This window comes from Leifsonia xyli subsp. xyli str. CTCB07 (assembly GCF_000007665.1).
Classification (GTDB): Bacteria; Actinomycetota; Actinomycetes; order Actinomycetales; family Microbacteriaceae; genus Leifsonia; species Leifsonia xyli_C.
In genome coordinates this window covers 2439249-2453420 of the sequence record NC_006087.1, presented here as the reverse complement: position 1 = coordinate 2453420, position 14172 = coordinate 2439249, and the positions used below count along the sequence as shown (strand labels likewise).

The window sequence follows — 14172 nt, the reverse complement described above, 5'->3', positions numbered from 1 at the left end:
TGTGATTCCTTCCTGAGACGCCCCGGGTGCCACCGGGGCGTCTCTTCGTTCAGTGCTGGTTGTTCCAGTCACAGCTGATGCCGTTACCATTGCTGGCGCAGTACACGTGGCGACCGTTCGGGAGTAGGACATCGTTGACGGAGATCCATCCACCGTCGGCTGCTGTTCGCGTGGTGTTCTTGCTGTTCACGATCGGACCGTTCGCACAGGCCGTGAGCGTGATGGCGCATGTGGCGATGACAAGCAGGTGCGCAATCTTGCGGGCCTTTCGTGGGGTGTTGCTCACGGGTCTCTCCTCTTGTTGATGAGATGGGTGGTGGCCTACCCTCGGGGCATGATGGATTGGCCTACGCTCGTTGTCAGCGGCATCGCGCTCGGGGTCTCGATCTGCGCGTTCTGGTACACGCGGAGGCAGGCCATAGCGCAAGAGCGTCCATTGCGGGCGGACTTTTGTCTCGACCTGCGCCCACCGCTCGCATACGGGGCTGACGGGCAGCATTCCGGATACGAATGGGTGGTGGAGAACTGTGGGAAGGGGGAGGCAACGAAGGTCATCGTGACCGGCTTTCCCGAACCCAAGGAAGAATTCTCCGTGCCGCCCGGCGGATGCGTCGTCCTATGTGGGCTCTCAGATAAGCCAGGGCTACGTACCCTGCCGGGCATAGGGGTAGCGTGGAGAGATAGGGGAAGCCGTTTTCGTCGGGTTCGCCGTATCCGCCCCGCGCGACTGAAAGATCCCTGGCTTGAGCTACAGGTATCCAACGCTCAATGAGTCGCCCCTTGTACTGCACATAAGCCGAATACAGTAAGCTCCCGACGCTGGACGCTACCGAAAGACACACAAACAGCCAAACAAGCATTTCAAACATAGGGCTTCGTTCCTTCCTGAACCGCCCCGGTGCCACCGGGGGGTGTTTCTTCTTTTTGGTAGGGGGTGTAGGTGGCTGACACGGCCCAGTGGGTCACTAACGTTGTCGCCGTGCTAACCGGTGTCAGCGGGGTCGTGATCGGCTCGATGGGCAATGTCAGCGCGAAGAATGCCCGCCACCTGGCCGAGAGAGCGAACAAGATTGCCGAGCACGCGAACAAACTCAGTGAGAATGCGCACACGCTCCACCAGCGGGAGCGTGCGCAGAAGAGCGAACAGGTTTCCATCAAGTGGGCCGTCGAGTGGGATTGCGAGTCGGCCCCTGCTTATCATCACCAATCACGGCGCAGACGCGCCGAACAATGTGACCGTCGTTGTCACGGGTGAGCACATCAGCAAGCGTGAATGGTGGGATGACGGACCCGTTGGCGGACAGCACCGGTCTGTCGCGCTCGATCAGGTGATCGAGAACCGCGCTAACGAGAGCCTTCAACCCATCCTCGTTTTCGGTATGGGCGGAGGTGATGCTGTTCGGGGTGACTATCACGCCAGCATTGACGTGTTCCTGCAGTGGCTCACCCCGCTCGGAAACCCAGGAGCCAAAACCTTCCAGCTCGAAGTCCGCTAAAGCGAACACGAAGGAGTCCCACCCGGGAGAAGCCGGGCCGTAGCTCGATACAGAGACCTGGGATGCCCGAGGGGTTCGGTTGACCATCACTTGGTCCCCCCCGAACGGTGACCAGTGGTTAACGAAGCCCTTCAAAGCAAGAAACACGATGCTCGCAACAGCAGCAGTAACAGCAAACGGCACCCAAAACGGGATCACGCGGCCGTCTCCGTCCGCGCGAAAACAGAGGGGGTGAACACAGACGGTGACACTCCGAGTACGTTCGCTATGTTCGCAAGATCGGTGAAAGTGAAGTCCTTTTGACCTTTCAGTCTCCGGTCGAGGGTTGAGTATGGGATGCCCGTCTTCTCTGACAGCCACCGCTTCGATCGATCAGCTCGACCAAGCTCAAATGTGACCGCAGAAGCCACCATTTGCCTCACCGTCTGTGTATTCATACGTAGACAATACCTCTCCATTTGAGGACATACAAGGGGAAAAATTACCTGTTTGACTACGTATCAGCCTCGATTAGCTGATACTCTTTCTCGCATGGAGACGCGATCAGCCCGTTTCAATGCGGCCGTGGGCAAGCAGCTTCGTGCCGAGATCGCAGCAGGTGGAAGCAACATCACCGACATGGCGCGCATGATCGGCATCGCCCGCAGTGCGCTCGACAACTACGTCACCGGCAAGCGCGCTATCCCCATCCCCATCGCCTACAAGGTCTGCGAGAGCCTCGGAATCGACCCTCACGTTGTGGTGGCGCGAGCCGAGGAGAGATTCGCGACCGAAACAAGACACACCGCCGCCCGCTGACACACCAAATGGGATGTAATTCATAACGCGCTCCTTCTGAACAACTCCCGGGTCTGCTTCAGAATCAAATGCTGAACCAAAACGATCGACCACAACCCGGCCGCGGCAACCACCACGAACACCGACAACACCCACCCAGTCACGCGGCCGTCTCCGTCCGCGCGTGCTCTCCCGTCGCACGCTCCGCGATCCGGAGTCCGTACTGGGCGGAATCGAGCAGATCATTCATCGTTATTCCCATGAAAACCGTGATCTTCGAAAGCTCAGCCATGTCGAAAGCTCGCTCGTGTCGGAGCCTCGAGTACACGGCGTTCCTCCCCATCCCGAGCACTGGGACAAGATCCACACCATCGAGGTCACGACGGGCTAACTCGGCTTTGACTGCCCGCGTAATCTGCTCTGTAATGTCCGGTTCCATGCGATGAGAGTACCTAGTTGGGGCCAATAATGCAACCTAGTTGGATACAAATTTTGTAATCTTCCCTCAGATGGGTACTATGTACCCGTGGTCAAGAGGGCAGTCGGCGAAGCTAACGATTTCAGCAGGAGAGTCGCAGAGGAGATCGATCGTGCTATCGGGATGGATTCGCGGACCGCATCCGCTATCTACGGTGCAGCAGGCATGTCTCGGAACTATTACTACAAACGTCTTCGCGGAGAGATGCCGTTCAATACAAACGACATCGGACAACTTGCGGACGTTCTCCACATGAACCCGTTCGAACTGATGCGTCGAGCTGCCTCAGCCCCTAGAGGCGACTTGGCACCACCGCCCACTGACACACCGAATGGGATGTAATCCATAACGCGCTTCTTTTCTTAGCCGGCCCAACAGGCCGGGGCGACTGATGTGAGGGGGGATGGAAAAGGACGGGGGTAGGTTAGGTAGAACGCCGACGAGAACGGGACTGATTCGACTGTGCCCACGGGTCCGGATCACGGAGAAAGGTTACGTCTACTTGTTCAGGGAAGAATCGCCATAGGCGACCGATCCTGAATGATGGAATCTCCTTTGTCTTCGCCATCCGAAGCACCTTGTCGACGGAGCAGTTGAGGTGCCGGGCTAGCTGCACGGGGGTGACGGCCTCTTCGGTATCCATCAAGCCACCGCTCGTGGTTCCAGCTCGGCGGATGCGATGAGCGTGAGCAGATCAATCCCGAAGTGTCGGCCGATCATGTCAAGCTCTGCAATGTCGAGCGGTTCCTCGCCGTTGATGCGGCGATAGACAGATGGTTTGCTGCGGCCGAGGACTGTGGTGAGCGAGGAGACCGAGATGCCGCGACGGGCGGCTTCGGCCTTCACTGCGGACCCCATCTTCTTCGCGGAGACGTTCTCAATTACGACCATAAGGCGAGTATGAACGTAATTACGAACTAACGCAACTCCTTTGCGTGATTTGTTCTTATTTGAGTACCATGGACACATGGGACGTACACCTATGGGGTCCGCGGGTGGCTCGGCTCGCCAAGTTGCCGACTATGTGCTTGCGCTGGTTCGAGAGCATGGGGGCGCGGCGGACGGACGTTGGCTCGCCTTTAATACATCAATGTCAAAGACATATGCCTACGAGCGGCTAAATGGTATTAAGCCGTTCAATATGAACGATCTAGATCAGGTGGCCTCTGCACTCGGAACTGAAACGTTAAGCCTGATGCGCCAAGCTTTGGTATCGGTTCCGTCTAAGGTAAAGCCCATCCGGAAGCGCAACGACGAGCTCACCCTCGATGACATCGAGGGTGAAGAGCGGCAGGCGGCGTTGAGCGACCCCGAAATGAATCATGACGAAGACTACTAGAGGGAGTAGGTGGGTGGCTCTTATGACCCGTTCAAACACGCGGAAGAGATGGGTATCGAGATCATCCACCGCCCCCTCAGAACGAAGAACGCCCTCTGGCTCCCCGACCGGAATCTGATAGTCGTCAAAGAGCGCATGAGGTCTGTGCATACACGATGTTCCATCGCCCACGAGCTGGGTCATGTGCATTATGGGCACGTGGATGATCGGCCGAAACATGAGGTACAGGCGGATCGCTTCGCAGCCGAGAACTTGATCGATTTCGCCGAGATACGAGACCATCTCGGTTGGATCGGGCATCCACAGCTACTCGCCGCCGAACTCGGGGTGACGCACCGACTGTTGCGCACTTACATAAACGTCCACCGTCTGGCCTCCTGAGTGCGAAAGAGCCACGCCTACGGCGGAGGCTCAGGCGCTCACGCGAGGAGCTCTAAGGATGCTGGTTCAATTCGTGGGAGAACACCAGACATAACGTCCGCCATGATGTTCGCCATTTGGTGGTGCGCGTCGGGTAGGAGATGCCCGTAGAGGTTCACGGTGGTTTGGATGTCCTCGTGCCCCAGCCGGGCTTGGACGTACGGCAGCGGGGCTCCGGCCGCAATCAGCCAGGAGGCATGGGTGTGCCGTAGATCATGGATGTTGGGGCGTTTCCCGATCGGTGTCAGACCAAGCGGCCCGCACTTCTCGGGATCGTTGGCGGCATTTATCGCCGCTACCCATATGCGTGACCGGAATGGACCATACCAGAGATGTGTGCCCGTCCGTTCAGACTGGAACACCAGCTGGTCGCCTGCTTGCGGTGAACCCAGCGCTTGAACGATTTCGGGCCACAGCGAGACGGTGCGCTTCGACTTCTGCGACTTCGGATGCTTGAGAACAGGCGCCCCACTCTCGGACTTCTTCCATGCTTTCTCGATACGCACAGTCGGCGGGTTCGAGGAGAAGGCGATATCACCCCACGTGATCGCTGTTGCTTCCCCCCCCATCGGGTTCCGGTGCCAGCGAGGAACAGGACGAGCGGTCTATATCGCGCCGGGATGGAGTGCTCAAGTACTGCGAACTCTTCACGCGAGAGGAATACACCCTCCCGCTTGAGTCCTTTGGACAGGCGGGTCTTGAACGCCGGGTTGTCACCGCGAAGCTTGTGCTCGACCGCAGCGGCTAACACCGCCGAGAGTAGCCCGTGATAGTTGCGGACGGTCTTCGCAGCGACCGTCTGTGTCCGGGAGCGTGTGGAGGGTTGGGACTCTTGCCATGCCACCCATCGGCCGACATCGGTTTTCTCGATCGCGTCGAGCGGGTAGTCGCCCAGGACTTGCAGGAAGGATCGCTCTGCGATGGATCGGTAGCCGGCTCGTGTCCCGGGCTCGATGCCGGTGAGAATTTCCGACTGTGGGTCGAGGTAACGTTCGGTCCATTCCCGCAGGGTCGGCATGTCGTGCGCTTTGGATGCTCGGGCGCGCAGAACCTGGCGTGCGGCTTGCCCTCCCACACGATCGACCAACTGCCCGAAGGAGCGGGCACCGTCTTCGTCGGGGAAGCTCTCTTGGCTCATTCGGCCGTTGATGCGGAACTGGACGCGCCAGACAATCGCACCGGACGGGTTGCGTTTGGGAAGGACGCTAGCCACGTTTCACCTCGAACATGTGTTCGATTTTATCGCGATCTAGGGACCATGAACGTGCGGGGAGAACGATGCCCATCGTGTGCCTCCAGAAGGCAGCTCAGGCGCAGTCTCCGGTGGCGATGTAGGCCTGATTGTAGGTATCTCTCGTTCTACAGCCCGTTTGGCCTTGTATTCATTGGAGCGAGTGACGGGAATCGAACCCGCGCTATCAGCTTGGGAAGCTGAAGTTCTACCATTGAACTACACTCGCGTGGCTAAATCACTGGGCTTCCAGCAGTTCTAGGTAACCAAAACCTACCAGATTCGCAGTTTATTGGCTGTGTACCCGCTGCCGCTGCGGTGTCGTGACGTCAGCTGCTCTAGCCTAGCAGTGAGGTTCGGAGGCACTGCGCGGATCGAGCATCGTCCCGGTCTTGCAGCACCGTTGCGGGGCTCGGGCTCTTTCGTTGCTGCTCGCGGGAGAGTCGCGATGTGGCATCAAGAAGCGTCGGCCACTCGGGCAAGGGTGCCCGCAAGGGTTCCCGTTAAAGCAGTTCTGGCCGGATCACGCTGACGACGAGAACGGAACGAATGTCTCCGAGATCGGGGTTGAAGCCCGAGCTGCGGCGGATTTCTTTGCGTGTTGCGTCAATGACCGAATCGGAGAGGAGCACCGCGGCAAGGGCGTTGGGAGACGTGGCCGTTTGGCGTTTCCAGAGGGCGTCGATCGTGTCTCGCTTCATCGCCGACCGATGCAAATGAAAGAGTTTCTCAACCTTCTTGGACGAAGGCTCTTCGCCGGGGAGATCGACCTCAAGCGCCAGGACCGTCGCCACCTGTTGTCCTGTTGCCGCGGTGATGTGGTAAACCTGCCAGATCTGCCCGTTGGTGAGGATCACCCACTGAAGACCTTCTTTGACCGCGTAAGTCTCTACCTGGCGCAGATGCCGCGCGCTGAGGCGCTGTGCGGCGCGTTTGACCTCGATGAAGGCGACGAGTTGTTTGTCGACGCGGACCCCGTAGTCTGCGAACTCGCCGCGGACGGCGAACTCTGTGGTCAAGTCCTCATACTTGTCATAGCCGAGTCCGTCACAGAGAAAGTTGGTGACCAACAGGCGCGTGTCTCCCTCATTCGCATCACGCGCGACGAGATCGCTGAGGGGGCGTTGAAGCGGCGTATCGCTGTGCGAATCGCTTCCTTCGCTTCGGACTCCCTTTTCGGAGTCGTTGCTTTGGGGCGGTCACTGAGACTTCGGACACGAAGGCTCCTTCTCTGATCAAATAAAGCCTTTGAAGCGATAGCAATCCTCATTACGATGAGCCGCGCGGTCTGGGTGATATCCATTGGGGGTGTGCCCACGTGCGCACGTCAGAGAGCCTCGTGCTTCAGCATCCGGTCGCGAGAGTCATCGGATTCCCTCTTGAGGGAGCTTGTCGTTTGGGCGCAGGGGGCTCGGCGGTGGTCAAGCGCGGAGGGAGCGCTCCGTTTCGCCCGGCTGAAATTTGTTTATTGCCGTCAAACCGTCACCCGGTAGGCTGTTTCCGTGCTTCTCTCCGACCGCGACATCAAGGCCGAACTGACCGCTGGGCGGCTCGGGCTGGAGCCGTTCGAGCAAGGGATGATTCAGCCGTCGAGCGTGGATGTACGCCTTGACCGCTTCTTCCGGTTGTTCGACAACCACAAGTATCCCTTCATCGACCCGGCGGAGGATCAGCCGGATTTGACGCGGTTCGTCGAGGTGGTGGCGGACCAGCCGTTCATCCTGCACCCGGGGGAGTTCGTGCTGGGGTCGACGTTCGAGCTGGTGAGCCTGCCGGACGATGTGGCGGCGCGGCTGGAGGGGAAGAGCTCGCTTGGGCGGCTCGGGCTGCTCACGCACTCGACCGCGGGCTTCATCGACCCCGGGTTCTCGGGTCATGTGACGCTGGAGCTGAGCAATGTCGCGACGCTGCCCATCAAACTGTGGCCGGGGATGAAGATCGGCCAGATGTGCTTCTTCCGGTTGTCGTCGGCGGCGGAGAAGCCGTACGGGTCGGCCGAGTACAGCTCGCGGTATCAGGGTCAGCGCGGGCCCACGGCGTCGCGGTCGTTCCTGAACTTCCACCGGACCGATGTGTCTGGCACGGAGGCCGGGCGATCGTCCAGCTGAACCGACTGAGAGGGGCTCCACTGCATGAGCGACGTCACTGGATCTGTTTTCGCACGAGCCCTCGTCGCAGCGGGTCCCACGGCCGATCGGCCGCAGCGCATCCACTTGTTCGGGCAGCTGGTGGGCACCTGGCGGGCCGAATTGCGCTCCTTCGACGCGAGCGCGGAGGAGTGGCGCGAGTCGGTCGCCGAGTGGGCGTTCGCTTACACACTCGGTGGTCGTGCCGTCCAGGACGTGCTGATCGCGCGCGACCCGGAGGACCCGGAACGGCTGGAGGGGCGCGGCTCCACGATGCGCGTCTACGACTCGACGCTCGGTGCGTGGCGGGTGAGCTGGTTCGGAGCGGCGGAGGGCGCCTTCTGCACGCTCGTGGCGACGCCCCATCGGCGTGACGGCATCCGGCAGGATGGCACGCAGACCGACGGGCGTCCCATCCGCTGGAACTTCTCGAACATCACCTCCGTTCTCGAACATCACCTCCGACTCGTTCGAGTGGGAGAGCTGGGTGTCTGATGACAGGGGCCGCACCTGGTGGCTCGAGCAGCACCTCGACGCGACGCGCACGGGATGATGCGGCCGTCGCGCAGAAAAGTGAGTGCGCGAGCGGATTGGCTTCACGGCAGACGATCCGCACAGTTATCCACAGTTCATTGCACAGGTGGAGAAATATGAGCAGCGCTCACAGCTGGCCCGAAGGTTGGTCGCCCGAGGCGGCGTAGAGAGCGGGCAGTTGTAGGGTGAGCCACGGGCTGAACGCCCACGGTGTCGCTGCGACCGAGCTGAGAAGCGCCCGCGGGTCTGCCCACTCCCACTCGGCGACCTCGTCGGCAGACGGTCGCAGCTCCCATGCGATGGTGGCGGTGTAGACCGGGCACATCTCGTGCTCGACCACGCCGGTGGCGTCCACGGCCCGGTAGCGGAAGTCTGGCAGGGCGAGGGCGAGAGCGAGAGCGTCGACGCTTGTCCCGAGTTCCTCGTGTGCCCGGCGGGCGATGGCCTCCTCGAGGGACTCGCCAAGGGCCGGGTGGCCGCAGAACGAGTTGGTCCAGACGCCCGGCCAGGTGGCCTTGCCGAGGGCGCGGCGGGTGACCAGGATGCGGCCGTCGCCGTCGAAGAGGTGGCAGGAGAACGCGAGGTGCAGCGGGGTGCTCTCGCTGTGGACCGTGGCTTTGTCCGCCGTGCCGATCGGGGCGCCGTCCTCGGCGAGCAGCACGACCTCTTCCCGGGGTGGCGTCATGGGTCCATCCTAGGTCGCCGTTCCGGCCGCGTCGGCTGGACGGCCGCACCCCGCTTCGCGCCCGTGCCCCGCCTCGTCGAACGGAGTGAGCGTCCAGGCCGCCGCGATGAGCGCGATGATGCGGAATGAGCACAGCGGAGGGTTTGCCGGCGCGGTGAGTGCGCGCCCGGCCGGGGAGAGGGCCGGGACTCACACCTCGATCGGCAGTGCGAACGTGCCGCCGCCGTCGCCGCGGATCTGGCGGTGGATGTCCTCCATCGTCACGTCCAGCTGGCTCGCCGTCCCGGCCGCTGCGGTGAGATCGTGGAGCAGACGCTCAGGCACATCCCCTTCGTACTTGTAGTAGATCTTGTGCTCGAGGCTCGCCCAGAAGTCCATCGCGACCGTCCGCAGCTGGATTTCGACGGGAACGAGCACGGGTCCGTCGCTGAGGAAGACCGGCACTTCGGCGATCACGTGCAGGCTCTTGTACCCGTTGGGCTTGGGGTTCGCGATATAGTCCTTCACCTGTAGCGCGCGCACATCCTCCTGTGCGGTCAGGAGCTGGAAGACCCGGTACACGTCCGAGACGAACGAGCAGACAATCCGGATGCCCGCGATGTCGGTGATGGCGTCCCGGATGGCCTCGAACGACGGCCCGCAGTTCTTCCGCACGACCTTCTGTTCGATGCTCTCCGCCGATTTCAGTCGGCTGGAGATGTGCTCGATCGGGTTGTAGTCGTGCAGTTCCGCGAATTCCTCGCGCAGGATTGACACTTTCGTGGAGATCTCGTCGATGCCGAACTTGTACGGCATGATGAACCGCGCGAAGTCATCCCGGAAAGCCTGCATCTCGATGAGTGTGGCCGGGTCGATGCTCTGCAGAGCCTCGATCGCGCGTGAGGACAGCAGCGGTGCGGGGTCGGTGTCCATGTGCTCACGGTATCGGCGGGTGTTGTGCGCCGGGTGTGAGTCGTCAGCCGCTGGAGAGGAGAGCCGCCCAGATGGTGTCGGCGGCGGCGTAGGCCGTCACGGGCTGTCCGAGCTCGGAGGCGACCTCTCGCACCACCGAGCGCCACTCGCCGAGCGGAACGGGCGTCTCCTTCGCGTGGACCTGCACCGGTCCCTCAGCGAGGCGGCGGGCGATCTCTTCTTTGAGAGCTCGGCGGTCCGCGGGATTCTCCATGTGATATATCTCACACGGTTGCGATGCGGCCGTCCAGTCCCCCTTCGGGCTGGGGCGACATCTCAGCACGCCGGTGCGAGGTGGATGCTCCCTCCGCCGAACGATGGAAGAGACGCCGCTCGCACAAAGTTGAGTCGATTGTGCTCAAGTTTAGGGCAGTCGCCTTGACATGCCCCGGCCGCGATGCGAAGCTTGAGTCGCTGAGGCTCAAGTCTTGGCCCCTGGCCTTCGGAACGAAACAGACAGACTCGCAACAATATCAAGGAGAGAAAAGCGCCTATGTCCCGTGCAGTAGGAATCGACCTCGGAACCACCAACTCCGTCGTATCGGTGCTCGAGGGCGGCGAGCCCACGGTCATCGCCAATGCGGAGGGCTTCCGCACGACCCCCTCGGTCGTCGCGTTCACCAAGGACGGCGAGGTGCTCGTCGGCGAGACTGCCAAGCGCCAGGCTGTCACCAATGTCGACCGCACCCTCTCATCCGTCAAGCGCCATATGGGGACCGACTGGAAGACTCAGGAGATCGACGGCAAGAAGTACACCGCGCAGGAGATCTCCGCGCGCATCCTGCAGAAGCTCAAGCGGGACGCCGAGCAGTACCTGGGCGACACCGTCACCGATGCCGTCATCACCGTTCCGGCGTACTTCAATGACGCCGAGCGCCAGGCCACCAAGGAGGCCGGAGAGATCGCGGGCCTCAACGTGCTGCGCATCATCAACGAGCCGACCGCAGCGGCCCTCGCCTACGGGCTCGACAAGGGCAAGGAGGACGAGCTCATCCTCGTCTTCGACCTCGGCGGTGGCACGTTCGACGTCTCCCTGCTCGAAGTGGGCAAAGACGACGACTTCTCCACCATCCAGGTCCGCGCGACCGCCGGCGACAACCGCCTCGGCGGCGACGACTGGGACCAGCGGATCGTGGAGTGGCTGATCAAGCGCTTCAAGGAGTCAACCGGTGTCGACGCCTCCACCGACAAGATCGCCAAGCAGCGCCTCAAGGAGGCGGCGGAGCAGGCCAAGAAGGAGCTGTCGTCGAGCATGTCGACCAGCATCCAGCTGCCCTATCTGTCGCTCACCGAGAACGGCCCGGCCAACCTCGACGAGACGCTCACCCGCGCGCAGTTCGAGCAGATGACCAGCGACCTTCTGGACCGCACCAAGAAGCCGTTCAAGGACGTCATCAAAGAAGCCGGTATCGAGGTCTCCGACATCGCCCACGTCGTCCTCGTCGGAGGCTCCACCCGCATGCCGGCCGTCTCCGAGCTGGTGAAGCAGGAGACCGGCGGCCAAGAGCCCAACAAGGGCGTTAACCCGGACGAGGTCGTCGCTGTCGGCGCCGCGTTGCAGGCCGGTGTGCTGAAAGGCGAGCGCAAAGACGTCCTCCTCATCGATGTCACCCCGCTGTCCCTCGGCATCGAGACCAAGGGCGGGATCATGACCAAGCTCATCGAGCGCAACACGGCCATCCCGACCAAGCGCAGTGAGACTTTCACCACGGCCGACGACAACCAGCCGTCGGTGGCGATCCAGGTCTTCCAGGGCGAGCGCGAGTTCACCCGCGACAACAAGCCGCTCGGCACCTTCGAGCTGACCGGCATCGCCCCGGCGCCCCGTGGCATCCCGCAGGTCGAGGTCACCTTCGACATCGACGCGAACGGCATCGTCCACGTGTCCGCCAAGGACAAAGGCACCGGCAAGGAGCAGTCGATGACGATCACCGGTGGGTCCAGCCTGCCCAAGGACGACATCGAGCGCATGGTGCGCGAGGCCGAGGAGCACGCCGCGGAGGACAAGAAGCGCCGCGAGTCCGCCGAGACTCGCAACCAGGCCGAGCAACTCGTGTACTCGATCGAGAAGCTGATCAAGGACAATGAGGAGAAGCTTCCCGAGGACATCAAGAACGAGGTCCAGGGTGACGTGGACGCGCTCAAGGCCGCTCTGGCGGGCGAGGACGACGAGGCCGTGAAGACCGCGTACGACAAGCTGAACGAGAGCCAGCAGAAGCTCGGTCAGGCCATCTACTCGGCGGCCCAGGCCGCTGAGGCCCCGGCCGCCGCCGCGGGCGAGGAGGCTTCCGCTCCGTCGTCCAGCACCGGCGAGGAGGACGTCATCGACGCCGAGGTCGTCGAAGACGAGGAGAAGAAGCAGCAATGAGCGACCAGAACCTCGGCCAGGGCTCCGACGAGCCCGAGCGCGAGGAGCCGATCGTCCGAGACAAGCGGCGGATCGACCCCGAGACTGGCAAGGTCCGGGAGCCGCAGGACCTCTCGCACGAGGAACTGGTGGACGTCGGCCCGGCCGGAGAGAGCCAGGGCGAGGAGATCCTCTCGGATGACGACCTCGACCTCCTCTCCGGTCAGACCACGGCCGACCAGCTCGCGGCCGACCAGCTCGCGGCCGACCAGCTCGCGGCCGAGCGGCTGGCGGACCTCCAGCGGGTCACCGCGGAGTACGCCAACTATCGCAAGCGGACGGAGTCGAACCGCGAGATCGAGCGCGAGCGTGCGATCGGGGATGCCGTCAAGGGCCTCATCCCCGTGCTCGACGACCTCGAGCGCGCCGACACCCACGGCGACCTCATCGAGGGCAGCGCGTTCGCGACCATCGCGGCCAAGCTGCGTGCGAGCGTCGAGCGGCTCGGCCTCCTCCCGTACGGTGAGAAGGGCGAGCCTTTCGATCCGCAGATCCACGAGGCGATCTTCCAGCAGCCCACCCCCGGCGTGACGGCCGACACCGTCGCCGATGTGGTGGAGACCGGCTACCGGCTGGGCTCCACCACCGTGCGGGTGGCCAAGGTGGTCGTCGCGGTTCCGGCCTGAGCGGCCGGGGACGAAACAGCGCGAGGAGCGGCGGGAGAGGCGTCCCGCCGCTCCTCGCGCGAAGCGACAGTCAGACTTCGACAGAGGAAACCACCGACGGAGAGGAGGCGCCGTGGCAAGCCAGGACTGGTTCGACAAGGACTTCTACAAGGTCCTTGGCGTCTCCAAGGACGTCAGCGACGCGGAGCTCAAGAAGACCTACCGCAAGCTCGCGCGCAAATACCACCCCGACTCGAATCCCGGCGACAGTGCCGCGGAGGCGAAGTTCAAGGAGATCAGCGAAGCGTACTCGGTGCTGAGTGACGCCGAGGAGCGCAAAGAGTACGACCAGGTCCGCGCGATGGGTTCGGGCGCGCGGTTCACCGCCCCGGGCAGCGGCGCCCCCGGCGGCGGCTTCGACGATGTGTTCGGTGGGATGTTCGGCGGCGGCCAGCAGCGCGGCCAGTACTACGCGGGCGGGGGCAACTTCGACGATGTGCTCGGCGGGCTCTTCGGCAACGGCCGTTTCGGCACTACGACCGGCGGCTATCGCGGCTACGGCGGTCCGGCCCGCGGCCGCGACATCACCGCCCACACCGCCATCGACTTCCTCACGGCCACCAAGGGCGAGACCATCAGCTTGCAGGCCGCCGATGGCAAACCCTTCAAAGTGAAGATCCCCGCCGGTGTCGCCGACGGGCAGAAGATCAAGCTGCGCGGCAAAGGCGAGCCCAGTCCGGACGGCGGCGAGGCCGGCGACATCGTCCTGACGGTGTCGGTGCGCAAGCACCCCGTCTTCGAGCGCGACGGCCTCAACCTTCGCGTGACCGTTCCGGTGACGTTCGCCGAAGCCGCGCTCGGCGCGACCATCGAGGTCCCGACCCTTGGCGGCGACCCGGTCAAGTTGCGTGTTGCCCCCGGCACACCGAGCGGCCGTGTCCTGCGCGTGAGAGGCCGCGGTGTGCAGACCGCGAAGGGGACCGGCGACCTGCTCGCCGTCGTCCAGATCGCGGTGCCCTCGCATCTGTCCGGAGAGGCCAAGGAGGCCCTTGAGGCGTTCGCCGAGAAACTCCTCGACGAGAATCCGCGAGAGGACCTCCTGGCCAAGGCGCGGAGCTGAGGA

The 14172-nt window shown here is 62.8% G+C and carries 20 protein-coding genes and 1 tRNA gene; 10 read left to right on the top strand and 11 right to left on the bottom strand.

The window, feature by feature from the left end; all coding sequences use genetic code 11:
- Positions 1–49: 49 nt before the first annotated feature.
- Positions 50–286, bottom strand: coding sequence for a hypothetical protein (locus LXX_RS11725; protein WP_041767901.1), 237 nt, complete (start codon positions 284–286; stop codon positions 50–52).
- Between the two features lie 654 nt (positions 287–940).
- Here LXX_RS11725 and LXX_RS14585 point away from each other — a divergent pair.
- Positions 941–1255, top strand: a complete 315-nt coding sequence (locus tag LXX_RS14585) for a hypothetical protein (protein ID WP_141692864.1) — start codon at positions 941–943, stop codon at positions 1253–1255.
- Positions 1233–1496 carry a hypothetical protein gene (locus LXX_RS11720; RefSeq protein WP_041767331.1) on the top strand — a complete coding sequence of 88 codons (264 nt, stop codon included), beginning with the start codon at positions 1233–1235 and terminating at the stop codon, positions 1494–1496. Before LXX_RS14585 ends, LXX_RS11720 begins: the two co-directional genes overlap by 23 nt.
- A gap of 194 nt (positions 1497–1690) precedes the next feature.
- Here the strand turns inward: LXX_RS11720 and LXX_RS14580 are convergent, their stop codons facing one another.
- Positions 1691–1909 carry a helix-turn-helix domain-containing protein gene (locus LXX_RS14580; protein WP_141692873.1) on the bottom strand — a complete coding sequence of 73 codons (219 nt, stop codon included), beginning with the start codon at positions 1907–1909 and terminating at the stop codon, positions 1691–1693.
- Positions 1910–2060: 151 nt separating this feature from the next.
- Here LXX_RS14580 and LXX_RS11715 point away from each other — a divergent pair, with 151 nt between their 5' ends.
- Positions 2061–2294, top strand: a complete 234-nt coding sequence (locus tag LXX_RS11715; RefSeq protein WP_068981861.1) for a helix-turn-helix domain-containing protein — start codon at positions 2061–2063, stop codon at positions 2292–2294.
- Positions 2295–2433: 139 nt separating this feature from the next.
- Here the strand turns inward: LXX_RS11715 and LXX_RS11710 are convergent, their stop codons facing one another.
- The 3 genes from LXX_RS11710 to LXX_RS11705 all read right to left on the bottom strand — a co-directional run bounded on the left by LXX_RS11710 (position 2434) and on the right by LXX_RS11705 (position 3597).
- Positions 2434–2712: a hypothetical protein gene (locus LXX_RS11710; protein ID WP_141692865.1), complete on the bottom strand. Its 279-nt coding sequence runs from the start codon at positions 2710–2712 to the stop codon at positions 2434–2436.
- 463 nt (positions 2713–3175) lie between these two features.
- On the bottom strand, positions 3176–3394 hold the full coding sequence (locus LXX_RS16965) for a helix-turn-helix domain-containing protein (RefSeq protein WP_081423172.1): 219 nt from the start codon (positions 3392–3394) through the stop codon (positions 3176–3178).
- Positions 3394–3597, bottom strand: coding sequence for a hypothetical protein (locus LXX_RS11705; protein WP_068981862.1), 204 nt, complete (start codon positions 3595–3597; stop codon positions 3394–3396). Before LXX_RS11705 ends, LXX_RS16965 begins: the two co-directional genes overlap by 1 nt.
- A 121-nt stretch (positions 3598–3718) precedes the next feature.
- Between LXX_RS11705 and LXX_RS14575 the strand changes: the two genes are divergently transcribed.
- Both LXX_RS14575 and LXX_RS13840 read left to right on the top strand, forming a co-directional pair.
- Positions 3719–4090, top strand: coding sequence for a hypothetical protein (locus tag LXX_RS14575; protein WP_141692866.1), 372 nt, complete (start codon positions 3719–3721; stop codon positions 4088–4090).
- Between the two features lie 9 nt (positions 4091–4099).
- Positions 4100–4471, top strand: coding sequence for an ImmA/IrrE family metallo-endopeptidase (locus tag LXX_RS13840; RefSeq protein WP_081423171.1), 372 nt, complete (start codon positions 4100–4102; stop codon positions 4469–4471).
- Between the two features lie 38 nt (positions 4472–4509).
- On the opposite strand, the gene LXX_RS13835 is transcribed toward LXX_RS13840, so the two are convergent.
- The 3 genes from LXX_RS13835 to LXX_RS11690 form a co-directional block, all read right to left on the bottom strand.
- Positions 4510–5079, bottom strand: coding sequence for a site-specific integrase (locus tag LXX_RS13835; RefSeq protein WP_081423170.1), 570 nt, complete (start codon positions 5077–5079; stop codon positions 4510–4512).
- Positions 5080–5896: 817 nt separating this feature from the next.
- Positions 5897–5970, bottom strand: a tRNA-Gly gene (locus LXX_RS11695).
- A gap of 274 nt (positions 5971–6244) precedes the next feature.
- Positions 6245–6811: a type I restriction enzyme HsdR N-terminal domain-containing protein gene (locus LXX_RS11690; RefSeq protein WP_050737960.1), complete on the bottom strand. Its 567-nt coding sequence runs from the start codon at positions 6809–6811 to the stop codon at positions 6245–6247.
- A 432-nt stretch (positions 6812–7243) separates the two neighbouring features.
- On the opposite strand from LXX_RS11690, the gene dcd reads away from it, so the two are divergent.
- Positions 7244–7849, top strand: a complete 606-nt coding sequence (gene dcd / locus LXX_RS11685; protein WP_011187000.1) for a dCTP deaminase — start codon at positions 7244–7246, stop codon at positions 7847–7849.
- A gap of 24 nt (positions 7850–7873) precedes the next feature.
- Positions 7874–8362, top strand: a complete 489-nt coding sequence (locus LXX_RS11680) for a hypothetical protein (protein WP_011186999.1) — start codon at positions 7874–7876, stop codon at positions 8360–8362.
- Between the two features lie 166 nt (positions 8363–8528).
- Here the strand turns inward: LXX_RS11680 and idi are convergent, their stop codons facing one another.
- The 3 genes from idi to LXX_RS11665 all read right to left on the bottom strand — a co-directional run bounded on the left by idi (position 8529) and on the right by LXX_RS11665 (position 10251).
- Positions 8529–9086: an isopentenyl-diphosphate Delta-isomerase gene (gene idi / locus LXX_RS11675; RefSeq protein ID WP_011186998.1), complete on the bottom strand. Its 558-nt coding sequence runs from the start codon at positions 9084–9086 to the stop codon at positions 8529–8531.
- 189 nt (positions 9087–9275) lie between these two features.
- A complete protein-coding gene (locus LXX_RS11670) occupies positions 9276–9998 on the bottom strand; it encodes a GTP pyrophosphokinase (protein WP_011186997.1) in 723 nt (240 codons plus the stop codon).
- A gap of 43 nt (positions 9999–10041) precedes the next feature.
- A complete protein-coding gene (locus LXX_RS11665) occupies positions 10042–10251 on the bottom strand; it encodes a hypothetical protein (protein WP_011186996.1) in 210 nt (69 codons plus the stop codon).
- A 279-nt stretch (positions 10252–10530) separates the two neighbouring features.
- Between LXX_RS11665 and dnaK the strand changes: the two genes are divergently transcribed.
- The 3 genes from dnaK (at position 10531) to LXX_RS11650 (ending at position 14169) form a co-directional block, all read left to right on the top strand.
- The gene (gene dnaK / locus LXX_RS11660) at positions 10531–12405 is read left to right on the top strand and encodes a molecular chaperone DnaK (RefSeq protein ID WP_011186995.1); all 1875 of its coding nucleotides are present in this window, start codon (positions 10531–10533) and stop codon (positions 12403–12405) included.
- Positions 12402–13070 carry a nucleotide exchange factor GrpE gene (locus LXX_RS11655; RefSeq protein ID WP_011186994.1) on the top strand — a complete coding sequence of 223 codons (669 nt, stop codon included), beginning with the start codon at positions 12402–12404 and terminating at the stop codon, positions 13068–13070. The genes dnaK and LXX_RS11655 overlap by 4 nt, the downstream gene beginning before the upstream one ends.
- 112 nt (positions 13071–13182) lie before the next feature.
- Positions 13183–14169, top strand: coding sequence for a DnaJ C-terminal domain-containing protein (locus LXX_RS11650; RefSeq protein ID WP_011186993.1), 987 nt, complete (start codon positions 13183–13185; stop codon positions 14167–14169).
- Positions 14170–14172: the final 3 nt, after the last annotated feature.

Excerpts from the sequence above, each read along its gene's own strand:
- dnaK (WP_011186995.1), top strand. The coding sequence starts at position 10,531 with ATGTCCCGTGCAGTAGGAATCGACCTCGGAACCACCAACTCCGTCGTA.
- LXX_RS13835 (WP_081423170.1), bottom strand. The coding sequence starts at position 5,079 with ATGGGGGGGGAAGCAACAGCGATCACGTGGGGTGATATCGCCTTCTCC.
- LXX_RS11670 (WP_011186997.1), bottom strand. The coding sequence starts at position 9,998 with ATGGACACCGACCCCGCACCGCTGCTGTCCTCACGCGCGATCGAGGCT.
- LXX_RS16965 (WP_081423172.1), bottom strand. The coding sequence starts at position 3,394 with ATGGATACCGAAGAGGCCGTCACCCCCGTGCAGCTAGCCCGGCACCTC.
- LXX_RS11655 (WP_011186994.1), top strand. The coding sequence starts at position 12,402 with ATGAGCGACCAGAACCTCGGCCAGGGCTCCGACGAGCCCGAGCGCGAG.
- LXX_RS14575 (WP_141692866.1), top strand. The coding sequence starts at position 3,719 with ATGGGACGTACACCTATGGGGTCCGCGGGTGGCTCGGCTCGCCAAGTT.
- LXX_RS11710 (WP_141692865.1), bottom strand. The coding sequence starts at position 2,712 with ATGGAACCGGACATTACAGAGCAGATTACGCGGGCAGTCAAAGCCGAG.
- LXX_RS11680 (WP_011186999.1), top strand. The coding sequence starts at position 7,874 with ATGAGCGACGTCACTGGATCTGTTTTCGCACGAGCCCTCGTCGCAGCG.
- idi (WP_011186998.1), bottom strand. The coding sequence starts at position 9,086 with ATGACGCCACCCCGGGAAGAGGTCGTGCTGCTCGCCGAGGACGGCGCC.
- LXX_RS11665 (WP_011186996.1), bottom strand. The coding sequence starts at position 10,251 with ATGGAGAATCCCGCGGACCGCCGAGCTCTCAAAGAAGAGATCGCCCGC.
- LXX_RS14580 (WP_141692873.1), bottom strand. The coding sequence starts at position 1,909 with ATGGTGGCTTCTGCGGTCACATTTGAGCTTGGTCGAGCTGATCGATCG.